General features: G+C 29.5%; 11 protein-coding genes. 2 read left to right on the top strand and 9 right to left on the bottom strand.

The features are described 5' to 3' along the window. Positions 1–356: 356 nt before the first annotated feature. The 4 genes from B3630_RS01880 to B3630_RS01865 form a co-directional block, all read right to left on the bottom strand. Positions 357–845, bottom strand: a complete 489-nt coding sequence (locus tag B3630_RS01880) for a cysteine hydrolase family protein (RefSeq protein ID WP_346895021.1) — start codon at positions 843–845, stop codon at positions 357–359. A gap of 156 nt (positions 846–1,001) precedes the next feature. Then, positions 1,002–2,351: a B12-binding domain-containing radical SAM protein gene (locus B3630_RS01875; protein ID WP_346895019.1), complete on the bottom strand. Its 1,350-nt coding sequence runs from the start codon at positions 2,349–2,351 to the stop codon at positions 1,002–1,004. A 217-nt stretch (positions 2,352–2,568) separates the two neighbouring features. Next, complete coding sequence (locus B3630_RS01870) at positions 2,569–5,976, bottom strand: FtsX-like permease family protein (RefSeq protein WP_346895017.1); 3,408 nt, start codon at positions 5,974–5,976, stop codon at positions 2,569–2,571. Positions 5,977–5,986: 10 nt separating this feature from the next. Next, complete coding sequence (locus B3630_RS01865) at positions 5,987–6,688, bottom strand: ABC transporter ATP-binding protein (RefSeq protein WP_346870429.1); 702 nt, start codon at positions 6,686–6,688, stop codon at positions 5,987–5,989. A 219-nt stretch (positions 6,689–6,907) separates the two neighbouring features. Between B3630_RS01865 and B3630_RS01860 the strand changes: the two genes are divergently transcribed. Beyond that, positions 6,908–7,459 (top strand): TetR/AcrR family transcriptional regulator, encoded by a 552-nt coding sequence (locus tag B3630_RS01860; protein ID WP_346895015.1) that lies wholly within the window; start codon positions 6,908–6,910, stop codon positions 7,457–7,459. A gap of 67 nt (positions 7,460–7,526) precedes the next feature. Here the strand turns inward: B3630_RS01860 and B3630_RS01855 are convergent, their stop codons facing one another. The 5 genes from B3630_RS01855 to B3630_RS01835 all read right to left on the bottom strand — a co-directional run bounded on the left by B3630_RS01855 (position 7,527) and on the right by B3630_RS01835 (position 12,655). Then, positions 7,527–7,820, bottom strand: coding sequence for a cysteine-rich small domain-containing protein (locus B3630_RS01855; RefSeq protein WP_346895013.1), 294 nt, complete (start codon positions 7,818–7,820; stop codon positions 7,527–7,529). A gap of 89 nt (positions 7,821–7,909) precedes the next feature. Further along, positions 7,910–9,085: a macrolide family glycosyltransferase gene (locus B3630_RS01850; protein ID WP_346895011.1), complete on the bottom strand. Its 1,176-nt coding sequence runs from the start codon at positions 9,083–9,085 to the stop codon at positions 7,910–7,912. A gap of 39 nt (positions 9,086–9,124) precedes the next feature. After that, positions 9,125–9,592: a helix-turn-helix domain-containing protein gene (locus B3630_RS01845; protein ID WP_414632989.1), complete on the bottom strand. Its 468-nt coding sequence runs from the start codon at positions 9,590–9,592 to the stop codon at positions 9,125–9,127. Between the two features lie 200 nt (positions 9,593–9,792). Further along, complete coding sequence (locus B3630_RS01840; protein WP_346895009.1) at positions 9,793–10,683, bottom strand: YitT family protein; 891 nt, start codon at positions 10,681–10,683, stop codon at positions 9,793–9,795. 478 nt (positions 10,684–11,161) lie between these two features. Beyond that, a complete protein-coding gene (locus tag B3630_RS01835; protein ID WP_346895007.1) occupies positions 11,162–12,655 on the bottom strand; it encodes a PLP-dependent aminotransferase family protein in 1,494 nt (497 codons plus the stop codon). Positions 12,656–12,857: 202 nt separating this feature from the next. Here B3630_RS01835 and B3630_RS01830 point away from each other — a divergent pair. Beyond that, the coding region (locus B3630_RS01830; RefSeq protein ID WP_346895005.1) for a hypothetical protein at positions 12,858–13,557 on the top strand (700 nt) is incomplete at its 3' end.

Raw genomic sequence — 13,557 nt, 5'->3', positions numbered from 1 at the left:
AATAGTTATTGCTATAAATATCATTTATTTATGATACTGTTCATTATTCTTTATTCTAAAAAATAAATAACCCTCTACAACACATTTCCGTATTGTCGAGGGTTTCATGATGGAGACCAAGGGTCTTATACATCCATCTGACTATATCTCAGTGTATAAGTTCTATACATGAGAAAAAGTGCTCCATACCGCAAAGATTAGCACTTTCTCTAAGATTCATAGTTTACAGCATATATATAATCCAATAGCTCTAAAACAAAATAAGCACGCTGCGAAAGTGACTTACACCAAATCAAAGCTTTGGATTATCTACTTTTGTTCTTAGGATTGCTTAGTGCCTAGCAACTAAGCTTTTCTTACTTTAAAAAATATTCTAATGCCTCAAGACTAATTACTGGCCTTAAGAGTTGCATTTTTTTCACTTCTTCATATTCAACACCTGCAATACCATTTTGAAGTAATGATGTTCCATATCCCATCTCTTTTGCTCCATTATAAGAGAACAATACGCAATACTCTGCTGCAAATCCGCTTATAACAAGAAATTCAACTCCAAGTTCTTGAAGCTTATCATGAAGCTCTGTCTTGAAAAATGCATTATTATACTCTTTATGTATAACAATATCATCTGTACTCTCATTAATAGAATCAACAAATTCAAACTTCTCAGAACCAGGACCATCTCCCACTTCTATATCCAATACTTTAACAACAGGCAATCCTTTTTCTCTAAACATACGTGCTGCCTCATTTATATACTCTACTGCATCATCAAATTCTCTTTGACATTTACAAAAGTCATAACATCCCTTTTGCATATCAATTATTAGAAACGCTGCTTTCATTCTTATACACCCCTTTAAATTTTTATATCTTACCCATGAAAATATATTTCCAAATTATATTAAAAGTTAACAAATATATACTATTTAATTATAATACATTAAGTAGTATACGTCTCAACTTTTTCAAAAATAAAACCATCTAATTTAAATACTCAATTACTTTAATGTTCTTACTAATGAACTTCTACTCTTTGAAAGAAGTTCATTCTTAATTAGAAAATTCCATACTGGCTCAAATTTTTTCCATGCCCCTGCATAGGTGAAATGTTTTAATCTCATTTTAAGATTTTCATGTTCTTTTGATGCCTTATATATATTTCTCCACCTATAAAAATCCTTATAAGCTCTATTATATCCACTTTCCATTTCTTCTTTTGTAATATTAGGGTGATTAAATACTAAATGCCTAGTATCGTATAGTCTCCAATCCTTAGTAATAATTCTCTTATCTTCATCCATTTTACTAAATATACCCGTACCAGGATACGGAGTAAGAATATGATTAGTTGCTGTGGTTATACCACTATTAATAGCCCATTCTGTAGTTCTATCAAAAACATCTAAAGTATCACTATCCAGTCCAAAAATAAAACTTCCATTTATCATTATTCCTAATTCATCTAATTTCTTTATTGCTTTACTATAATCTTTTCCTATGTTAGACCCTTTATTAGCTTGAATTAAGTTCTGTTTATTAATACTCTCAAACCCAATAAAAGCACTCCTAAATCCAGCCTGATATGCAAAATCTATTGTATCATCTCGAAGAATAGAATCTACAGTTATTGCACCTTGGAAAACTCTATTCATTCCCCTCATTTCCTTGAAAACTTGCCTTGATAACTTTTTATCTGCAAATATATTATCATCAAGGAAATATAAATGCCTCCCTTTCATACTTTCAATTTCTTTTAATATCCTGTCCACTTTATATGCAAAAAAAGATTTTCCGCCTTTATAAAATGAACTAACATAACAAAAGGAACATTTATTAGGACACCCTCTTGAAAATACCATGGAATTTGGAACTAAATACTTCTCCTGTTTAAATAAGTCCCTTCTTGGCAGCGGTAGATTATCTAATGAAACCTCCCCCTGCTCATAAAACTCCTTAATATTCCCCTTCTTAAAATCCTTTAAAAACTCAGGAAAACTTCTTTCTCCAAGACCAAGTAATACAGTATCTGCATGATTCTTAGCCTCTATAGGTAATGATGTTGCATGAATTCCACCAATAGCAACCTTTATTCCTCTTTTTCTATAAAAATCTGCAATTTCATAAGCTCTATTAGCATTAGTTATATAACTTTCAATACAAACTAAATCTGGTTCATCATTTAAATTTATTTCTTCTATATGTTCATCAACTACTTCTATTTCATCTGAGTCATCACACAATGATGCTAAAGTAGCCAAGCCTAAAGGAGGAAACAGTGAATATTTTATAGGCCTCCAATATGGACTTTTTGCCTCTTCTAACGCAGGTAAAATAAACTTTATTTTCACAATAAATTGTCTCCTTTTCAAAAGCTATCATAGTAACAAATATCTATTACTACTTTCTTTTTTGAGAGTAGCAAGTCAGTAGTAATTTAACAATATTTTACTCTTTATTTATATATAATACCATTGTTTTTATTGTTTTTCAATATATTCTTATTCTTTTAAATAATATTTTGCAGAAAAAAGGAGTCGCAATTTGCGACTCCCTTCAATTTAAACTTTACTCTATGGATTTTAGTGCATCAATCATATTTATATTTTTTAATTTTATATGCATCATTATCATAACTAATATAGCAAAAAACATTGTAATTAATCCAGAGATTACATAACTACTCATGTCTACAGTTGGTATCATCATCATATTATCCATCTCTGCTGTACTCACTAAAAATACATATAATATTTTACCCATAACTGACCCTGCAAGTATACCTAATATTGTTAGTATTATGTTTTCTCTAAATATATACATGGCAACTTCATTATCATAAAAGCCTAGTACCTTTATGGTAGATATCTCTCTTATACGTTCAGATACATTTATATTAATTAAATTATATAATACAACAAATGCTAAACTTCCAGAAGCAACTATTATTACTATCATAACTAAGCCTAAATCAGCAGATTCACTTAAGCTTCTTAGCTTTGAAGCAAGGGTAACATTTACTACTTTATCATTGTCCATAAGGGTAGTAGATATTTTATTATCATCTTCTCTATTAGAATTTAACTTTAATAATTGTGCATTATATTTGGGAGCACTTTTAAATATCTCTTTATAATAGGATGGTGATAGATATATATAATGTCCAGCATAATTTTCTACTATGTTATCTACTTTAACCTTATGAGAATTATTATCTGAATCTGTTAAAGTTACATAATCTCCAGCAGATACCCCTAAAATATTTCCAAGTTTTTCATTTATAATTACTCCACTATCTGATAGTTTGTAATTAGTTCCAGTTTCTCTATGGTTTAATAAAATATATTTATTTAGCTCATCTATATTTTCTGGTACATACATAATAGCACTTTGCTTACTTACACCTTCTTTTATGAAGGTTACTGAATCTTGATGAATATTTAAGCTACTTTCATATCCTTTTAAGCTTTTTAAACTACTTTCATATTCTGTATCTTCTTTTTTACTATTATTATCATCAAATACTACCATAGCATCATACTTTAATAACTTCCCAAATTGAATATCCATAACTGAAGAATTGGATTTTTCAAGAGATATCCCTGCAACAAGCATAGCCATACATCCTGATATACCAAGTATTGTCATTAACATCCTTTGCTTATATCTAAAAAGATTTCTAAAGGTAACCTTTTGATTAAAGTTCAGTCTTCTCCATAAAGGTGTAATTCTCTCTAATAATATCTTTTTACCAACCTTTGGAGCTTTTATCCTCATTAAATCAGAAGGATTTTCTCTTAATTCCTCTTTTAATACAATTAATGATGCTCCTACTGTACAAAGTATTGAAGCTACTAAAGACTGAATTATATAGGATGGATAATAGTGTATTTTTACCTTTGGTAATGCAAAGGCAGATGAATAAGCTTTACTTATTATATATGGAAGGATACTGCTTCCAACTACAATACCAAGGACACTACCAACAATACTAGCCAGCGCTGCATAAACTATGAATTTCCTAGCTATTTCTAAATCCTTATAGCCTAAAGCCTTTAGTGTTCCTATTTCCACTCTATTTTCTTCCACCATTCTAGTCATTGTAGTTAAGCATATAAGTGCTGCAACTAGGAAGAAGAACACAGGAAATACTGAAGCTATCTTATCTAAGCTATCAATTGAACCTTTGTAAGTTGCATAACCAGGATTATCATTTCTATCAAAGAAATAATATTTACTATTATCTAAATCACTTAATTTTTCTTTTTCTTTATCTATCTCTTTTCGCCCATCTGCAAGTTTTGCTTTATTCTCCTTGATATCCTTCTCTCCATGAAGAAGTTTTTTCTCTGAAGCTTCAAGTTCCTTCTTAGCCTTATCAAGTTCCAATTGTCCTTGTTTTTTACCTTCCTCAAGTTCTTTTTTGCCTTTGATAAGTTCCTCTTTCCCTATGAGTATTTGCTTTTCAGCTGCTTCAAGTTTTATCTTCCCTTCATTAAAGCTTTTAACTTTCTCTTCATAGGCAATTACACCTTGTTGATACTGAGTTATTCCAGCGACTAAAGTTTCTACCTTAGACTTATTCTCACTTGCACTTTTACTAGCACCTTCTACTCCTTGTGCCATACTAATCACTAAAGAAATATTAGTTGGGTCTTTTTCTAAACTATTTACTAAGTTACTTAATTCACCTAATCCTAAATCAGGATTAGATAAAGCACCTTTCCAATACTGAATTTTTTCTTCTAAAACTTTTTCACCTTCTTTAAGGTTCTTTGCTGTTTCTCTCATATCACTAGAAAGTGTATTGTATGTCCCAATTAAAACTTCTAAACTATCTATTTGGTTTTCATACTCTATCGTGCTTTTAGTTGGATCAATTCCTTGGTTTAAAAATCCTTCCTTAGCATTATCAAGTTGAATTTTTCCTACCTCTAGCTGTTTCTCACCCTGTAAAAATTGCTCTTTTTGTTTATCAAGTTCTTTCTGACCCTCAACTAACTCTTTTTCACCTTCAATTAATTTCAGTTCACCAGCTTTAATTTCTTGCTGATACTTTTCTGCAAACTCTTCATATTGATTTTTACCCTGAAGAAGTTGCACCTTACCCTCCTCTATTTCTTTTTCAGCATCTTTGAGCTTTCTTTCACCAGCTTCTATTTTTTTATAAGCCTTACTAAGCTCCTCTTCTGCCTCTAATTTTACTTCTTCAATTCTTTCTACAACTCTATTGGAGTATAAACTTTCAAGATACTTATTGTTTTCCTCCATCTTATCCTTATACTCATCACTATATGCACCAAGATTAGCTACATTTTTAAATCGTACATATATTTCCGTATACACATCCATGGATATATCTAAGCTATTTAATATTGCAAAATAGTCTACACTTCCTTTTCCAACGGTAGTTGTTCCCCTAGATATATTTTCTATATACATGGGACTTTGTACAAATCCAACAATTTTAAAAGTTTTCTTCTTAAAGTATTCATCCAGCTCTTCATCAGATTCTATAGTATAGGTATCACCTATCTTTAAATTTTTATCTTCCTTTAAAGCATTTTCATCTAAAGCTATTTCACCACTATTTTCAGGTAATCTCCCTTTTGTAACAATAAGTTTATTTATATTACTAGAGTCCTTCTCATCATATTCCATAAATTTAACCACATTATTTATATTAGTTAAATTTACGTCTATACTAGATGTTCCAAAGTAATCTAAAATTTCATCCTTATTCTCCAATAACTTTAAATCATTTTCATTAAGCCCTATACTAGATACTATCTTGCTATCCATTAAATTTTGCGCTCTAAAAAATTCATTTATGGACTCTTTTAAATCTGGTCCACTGGATTTAATTCCAGAGTAGAATGCAACTCCTAAAAAAATTATAGCAAGTATTGATATAAACCTTGCTTTAGAAGATAATATTTCCCTTATTATTGATTTTTTATATGCTCCATTTTTCATCTTCTACCCTCTACCACTCTATGTCTTCAACTGAAACAGGGTTTTTATTAACTTCAACACTTGTAACCTTTGCATCCCTAATTTTTATAACTCTATCTGCAATAGGTGCAAGGGCTGAATTATGGGTTATAACAATTACTGTTGTTCCAGTATTTTTGCATGTATCCTGCAATGTCTTTAAAATCTGTTTTCCTGTTTTATAGTCAAGGGCTCCAGTTGGCTCATCACATAAAAGCAACTTAGGATTTTTAGCTATAGCCCTTGCTATAGAAACCCTTTGCTGTTCTCCTCCTGATAATTGAGATGGAAAATTGTTTTTTCTATGATCAAGTCCCACTAACTCAAGAGTTTTATCTACATCTAAAGCATCCTTTGAAATTTGTGTAGCCAATTCCACATTTTCCTTTGCAGTTAAATTTTGAACTAAATTATAAAACTGGAATACAAACCCCACATCATGTCTTCTGTACTTAGTAAGCTGTCTCTTGTTAAACTTAGATATATCAACGTTATCAATAATTATTTCACCTTCATCACAAGTATCCATTCCTCCAAGTATATTGAGCACAGTTGTTTTACCTGCACCACTTGGTCCTAGAATAATAGTAAACTCTCCCTTTTCTATGGAAAAATTAATACCATTATTTGCTGCAATGGTAGTTTCTCCAACCTTGTATCTTTTATATTCATCTTTTATCTCTATGTATGACATGTTGCCCTCCCTAATCAATACTACCTTTAAATACTCAATGTCATTAAATAGACACCTTGTTTAGTTAATGCTATAATTCAAGTATAAATAATATATGGATTAGTTACAATAATCACATATTTTTATAGTGTTATTAAATATACATTTTAACGAATTTTGTTTATTTAATAACATATAATTAATAATTGCTTTAATAAATACTAAAAAAGGATGAGTTAAATGGCAGGCGTTAAAGGAAATAGAAGAATTTTATATACTAAAAAAATAATAAAAGAAAGCTTAATTGACTTACTTAAACATAAAAAAATTCATGAAGTTACTGTTACTGATATCTGCAAAAAATCAGATATTAATAGAGGAACTTTTTATACCCATTACAAAGATACCTATGACCTACTTAAATCTCTAGAGGATGAACTATTTAATCAAGTCTTAGAATATATCGAAGAAACCCCAGTTGAAGGATACAAAGATATTTTATTACTTAAAGCTCTTGAATTAATTCAAGAAAATAAAGAATTATGCCAGATACTATTCAGTAGACAAATGGAAAACAACATTATGGACCGCATTATTTACGTAGCAAATAAATCTAAAATTGATAAGCTAGTTAAAAATTCAAAAGTTGATGATAAGTTTTTAGATTACTTTATAAAATACTCTGTAGGAGGAGTTGTTTCAGTTGTTCAAACATGGCTAGATAATGATTTAAAGGAATCTCCCAAAGAAATAGTTCACATTATAAATAATATTATCTCTTTTCGACCTTAATATTATAACTAAACAAAGAAGCTAAAAAGCTAGATNNATCTAGCTTTTTAGCTTCTTTATTATCTGCTTATTTACTTTTTTCTAATTGCTCTTTAACTAATTTCCCAATTTCACTATACTTACTATTTATAAGCCCATAGTTATCTTTAACATGTGGAACCATGCATCCACTACAGTCTTTTATTCCGTCTTCAGTAATTTTGAAATTACCACCACATTTATCAGCTAATGCGTAAAGTGGGCAATAACAAAATAGGCAATTAAACTCCTCAGGTTTATTAGTTTTGTGACAAGGGAAATATTCACATTCCTTATTTTGATGAAAAGCATAATGCTTACCTTCCCAATATTTATCTATCATTTTTTCTCCCCCTACCCTTTATCCTTAGTGTAAAGTTTTTTACACTATTTATCTTACACTTTTTATTATACAATGTGTGATTATAACCGTCAATTTATAGCATCTATAACCTTCAATATAGAATCAGCTGCTTTCTTTGAACCTCCAGCACTTTTGAAACCTTCTGCTAATTTATATGCGTTTTTCTTATAATCATCATTATCCATAACCTGCAATACTGCATATTTTATGGATTTAGGATTATTACCTTTTAAAAATATCCCAGCTTTCAAATCAGCAACTCGTTTCGCTACCATTCCTTGCTCTTCATGCTGTGGGTATAACACCATAGGAACTCCATAATACAAACTTTCATTAACACTATTCATACCACAATGAGTAACAAATACATCTGTATTTTGAAGCACTATAATTTGCTCCACACTATTTTTAACCTGAAAATTTTCTGGTATATAGCCTAAGTCTTCAATTACAGTATCTTTTCCAACTGACATAACCACATGAAAATCACAAGTTTCAAAGGCTTTTATACAATTTTTATAAAACTTTATATTTTTGTTATTAACCGTTCCCAAGGAAATATATATTTTTTTACGCTTTCTTTCTTCATATCCAGCCTTAACATTAGATACTGAAGGACCTATAAAGGAATATTTATCTGAAAAAGTCTCTATCATTGGTTGAAACTCCTTTGAAGTATATACAATTGTATTTGTATCATTATCATTTTGAATTATAGAAACAAAATTCTTAACATTATATCCATGGTTTCTCAAAAGCTCTATTTTCTTATTAATACGACTCATGCCTAAAATCATACGTATAACTTCCTTAAAGCTTTTCTTCATCATCTTTGCTGTATACTTATTAAATGCAAAGGTTGTTGTAGAACATACATAGGAAATATTCAATTTTTCTGCAAATAGCTTACCCCAAAAACATAAAGAGTCTGATACAATACAATCTGGATTAAACCCTTTAAGTTCACTACATACTTTTTCATCTAAAGCTATAGTTGTATCTGCTATCATCTCAATTAAAGCAGCAAAATCCTTCCCAATTTTTTTCTCATCTCCAGGCTTTAATTCTGGAAGATACTTATTACAGCTAATAAATTTTGCACCTGCTCCTTCAATCTTTTCTTTAAATTCATCAAAAGAATAATACCATACTTCATGGCCTCTATATGATAATTCACGCACTACCTCAATAGTAGGATTCGTATGTCCATGTGCAGGAATGCAAAAAAATACTATCTTACTCATATTATAATCCTCCCCCTTTAACCCCTCTGCTTAAAACTATTACTCCTTAGTTACCACACCAATTTGTCCTACAAAATTTATAAGGTCACGTTGATGTACAATGGCAATTCCCCTATCTTCGTCTCCTAATATTAATAAATTATCACCAGACTTAATATTAAATAGCTCCCTAGCTTTTTTAGGAATAACAATCTGCCCACGTTCTCCAACCACAACAGACCCAAAGAAATGTTTTCCCTTAGGTGGCACAACAACACCTGAATCTTCTTCTGAATGGTTAACTAAATCATCTATAGTAACGTTATACAATTTTGCAAGGGCAATACAACTATTTATATCTGGAGTTGACTCTCCATTTTCCCATTTAGCAACAGCTTGCCTAGAAACATTAATCTTCTCAGCTACATCCTCCTGGGTATATTGATTGATTTTCCTTAATCTTTTCAAATTTATATTAATCATATTTATCATACCTTTCATATTTATTATATTTTTCTTACCTTTCAATGTCTATCAACCAGTATTAACATTCATGTATATATTTGTATTGAGTTTATAATTTCCTTACTCCTAGAAATAGTAGATATACAGAAAAATTACTTTCCAAGAAAAAATTTTATAAGAACTCATTAATAGAAAAATAGCTACATAAGTTTAAACTTACATAGCTATAATTATTAATTATTTTATTTGTTTTCCAGTAATTTTTATTTGTTTTCCAGTAATACTTTTGGTTTACTTTTAATTCCCTTTATTCCAAGATTACCATATATTTCGCTAACTGTTCCTGCGGTAATAAATGCATCAATTTGTTCTTTTTTGATAAATTCCATAAGATAAGAAAATTCATTTCGTGTCATTAAACTTTCAATTTCATACTTGCCCTCAGCTTCTAATCCACCTTTAATTGGATATAGTGTTGCTCCACGCTTCATATCTTCTATTATAAATTTACGAATTAACTGATAATCATTAGATATAACACAAACCCTTTTTCTAGAATTAAATCCTATCATAAAGTGCTCCAATATTAATCCATTGAGATAAGTTCCAATTAATCCTATGATTACCGTTCTTACATCATACACAAAAATTGCGGTACAACAAATAATTGCTCCTGCAATAGTAACTGATGTACCTAAATCAACGTGAAAATATTTGTTTACAATTTTAGCTATAATATCTAGACCCCCAGTTGATGCATTGCGTCTAAATAAAATTGCTTGGGAAAAACTCAAAAGTAACACAAAACATATAAGATCTAACCACTGATCCTGCATCAATGATTGGCTTATCGGACATAACTTTTCTAATATGGCAAGGAGCGGTGACAAGATCAAAGCTGCATATACAGTTTTAATGCCAAATTCTTTCCCAATAAGAAAGTAAGATAAAATTAATAAAAATGAATTTATAATAAAAATTAATACCGGCAATGGAATGGATGTAAGTAAATTAATTACTATTGATAAGCCAGTAATAGATCCAACAATTAATTTACTTGGAATCAAAAAGAAGTGTACAGCTAATGCTCCAATAAACATACCTAATGTTAATATAGGTATTTCCTTAATAAAAGATTTTACCCTTTCCCCCATTTTATCTCTCCTCAACCTTTAAGCTAACCGTTTATTTTCAAATACGATTAGTTTATTATAATATAAATAATAAAATCGTTTACATGATTAATTTTAACATAAATACCTATATTTCGAAATCATAATTTAAAATTTAAAAATATTCTTATCCACACCTCTTGTAATTTTTCAAAGTAATAATCCACAGTTCTCACTTCAGCTGTTAACATTTTTCCTCCATCTATAAGTCTTGCAAGTAATTAATTATATTATTTTTAGTTGGGGTTTGAGGTAATGACTACCAAATAATATTCGTTTGTACTAAACGGTATCTTTATTCATTTGTAATTAAACAAAACAATTATATTAGATTACTAGAAGATATTTATCCTTACTAATTATAGAATCTAAAAGAAAACGTGCAGAAGAAAAAATACCTATATTTCTATATAATATTTTCTCCATAAAGAATTCCAAATCTTACCCTTTAGAACTACCATTATACAATTGGTATATAGTTTTTATTGTCTTCTAAATCTGATAATTCCCTCATAAGTTTGCAAAGTTTTTTAATTGTGATTTCTAAATACTCTTCATGTATATAAGCAAAACAAATTCTTAAAGTATTAAAATTTACCTCATTGGGATAACATATAGTTCCTGGTAAAAAAGAAATCTTTTCACTATTAATCGAGTGAAATAAAAGCTTCTCCACATTAACATTTTCCGGTAAAGTAATCCAAATGTTTATTCCCCCTTCTGGCATAGTCCAAATTGTACCTTTAGGTGTATTCGCTTTTAATAACTTTATTACAGTGTCTCTCCTTTTCACTAATTCTTTATTTAATTTTGCAACATACCTTGTAATCTCATTTGTCCTAATAAAATCTAAAATTATTTTTTGACTTAAAATTGATGTTCCTAAATCGTGATTAGCCTTAGCTACTATTAATCTTGAAATTAAAGAGCCTTCAGCAACAACTGCTGCTAATCTATTTGTGGGTCCCAGAATTTTTTTCATACTTTTTATATAGATAACATGTCCAGTTTTGTCCATTGATTTTAGTGATTTTACACTATTATTTGTATAGGAAATTTCACTCCATGGATCATCCTCTATTATTATGCTATTATTGTATTTTGCAATATCTAAAAGTTCAAATTTACGTTTCATAGACATGGAATAGCCTGTAGGATTTTGAAAGTTCGGCATTGTATATATAACCTTCGGTGAATATTTATCACATAGAGACATTAAAATATCCGTTCTCATGCCCTCTTTATCCACAGGCACCGTTAGAATTATAGCTCCTCTACATTTAAATAAATCTATAGATCCAGGATAGGTAGGTGTTTCCATAACTACAACATCACCTGGACCTACAAAAGTACTTGCTATAAGACTTATCCCTTGTTGTGCTCCATTAGTAATTAATATATCTTCTCTATTAGTTGTTATCCCTTTCAAACCTAGATATTTTGCCATTGCTTCCCTAAGTTCACAATCTCCTTGTATAGGAGGATATGTAGAAAGTTCCTTCTCATTAAGATTAAAATTTTTAAAAAAATCCTTTAAAATAGTTGCAGTAGGAAGTAATTTATAATTTATTGAAGCTATTGAAAGATTAAAATACTTGCTGTTATAAGATAAATTAGGATTATTTCTAAATTGAGATCTAGCTAAATAATCAGTTACAGAGATTTGCCATTGAAAGTCATCTTTCTCCAATTGTATTTGCTCTTCTCTTGCATTGTTTCTTTTGTTTACAAAAGTTCCTTTTCCTTGTATTGTTGTCACAAGTCCACACTTTTCTAGTTCATTATAAGTCTTTACTATAGTCATAGGGCTAACATTTAATTCTCTTGCTAGACTTCTAATTGATGGAAGTTTCTCTCCATCTTTTAGAAATCCAGATAAAATTCTATCTGAAAATAACTGTATTAATTGTTGCGTTATTGTGATTATACTATTTTTATCAATTTTAATATTCATACTAAACCTCCATAAGTGTTATATACTGTTATAGTACTTATTTTATATTTATAATCATATTTTATACCACTGTATAAAAAAATCAAAGAACTAAATTGAAAATGATTATAACTCATCAGAACTGTTACACTTAACACTTGACTGTTCTACACTGTATTGTTTTATAATTACATCATAAATCATATATGTAGGAGGTTTTATTATGAAGAAATTATTGTTAACTTTAGGGAGATTATTTTTAGGTCTTTTTCTCTATGCTGCAGGAATAGTTTTGACAATAAACGCAAATTTAGGACTTTCTCCTTGGCAAGTTTTTCATCAAGGAGTTTCTAACCATATTGGTATTACTATGGGGCAAGCAAGTATAATAGTTGGTTTTATATTTGTAATTCTTGATTGGATATTAGGTGAAAAGTTAGGTATAGGAACTATTTGCAATATGCTTTTCATAGGTATTTTTATGGATGTTTTAATGCTTAATAACTTAATTCCTGTAGTCAATAATATATTTGCCCAATTTTTAATGCTAGCTCTCGGAATGTTTGTTATAGGTATAGGTACCTACTTTTATATTGGTGCTGGACTTGGTTCTGGACCAAGAGATGGTCTCATGGTTGCTTTAACAAAAAAGTTTAAAAAATCTGTTCGTTTCATAAGAAATAGTATTGAGTTAACAGTGCTAGTAATAGGTTATATATTAAGTGGAACTGTAGGGGTTGGTACTTTAATTATGGTAATTGGATTAGGATATTTTGTTCAATTCGCCTTTACATTATTTAAATTTGATGTAAGTAAAGTTAACCATATATTTATTGATGATTATATTAGAATTATAAACGACAATATAACGAAGAAAAAGGAAGATAAAAATATTTCAAAAGAAAAGGGGGCGTCGCAAAATA

This window comes from Clostridium sp. UBA7503, assembly GCF_002477055.1.
Classification (GTDB): Bacteria; Bacillota; Clostridia; order Clostridiales; family Clostridiaceae; genus Clostridium_J; species Clostridium_J sulfidigenes.
The sequence above is the reverse complement of the archived record's forward strand: the minus strand, read 5'-3'. Positions and strand labels throughout refer to the sequence as shown.

What these genes read in the sequence shown, in the direction of transcription:
- B3630_RS01840 (WP_346895009.1), bottom strand. Translation starts at nt 10,683, where the DNA reads ATGGGGGAAAGGGTAAAATCTTTTATTAAGGAAATACCTATATTAACA.
- B3630_RS01860 (WP_346895015.1), top strand. Translation starts at nt 6,908, where the DNA reads ATGGCAGGCGTTAAAGGAAATAGAAGAATTTTATATACTAAAAAAATA.
- B3630_RS01835 (WP_346895007.1), bottom strand. Translation starts at nt 12,655, where the DNA reads ATGAATATTAAAATTGATAAAAATAGTATAATCACAATAACGCAACAA.
- B3630_RS01850 (WP_346895011.1), bottom strand. Translation starts at nt 9,085, where the DNA reads ATGAGTAAGATAGTATTTTTTTGCATTCCTGCACATGGACATACGAAT.
- B3630_RS01855 (WP_346895013.1), bottom strand. Translation starts at nt 7,820, where the DNA reads ATGATAGATAAATATTGGGAAGGTAAGCATTATGCTTTTCATCAAAAT.
- B3630_RS01880 (WP_346895021.1), bottom strand. Translation starts at nt 845, where the DNA reads ATGAAAGCAGCGTTTCTAATAATTGATATGCAAAAGGGATGTTATGAC.
- B3630_RS01870 (WP_346895017.1), bottom strand. Translation starts at nt 5,976, where the DNA reads ATGAAAAATGGAGCATATAAAAAATCAATAATAAGGGAAATATTATCT.
- B3630_RS01865 (WP_346870429.1), bottom strand. Translation starts at nt 6,688, where the DNA reads ATGTCATACATAGAGATAAAAGATGAATATAAAAGATACAAGGTTGGA.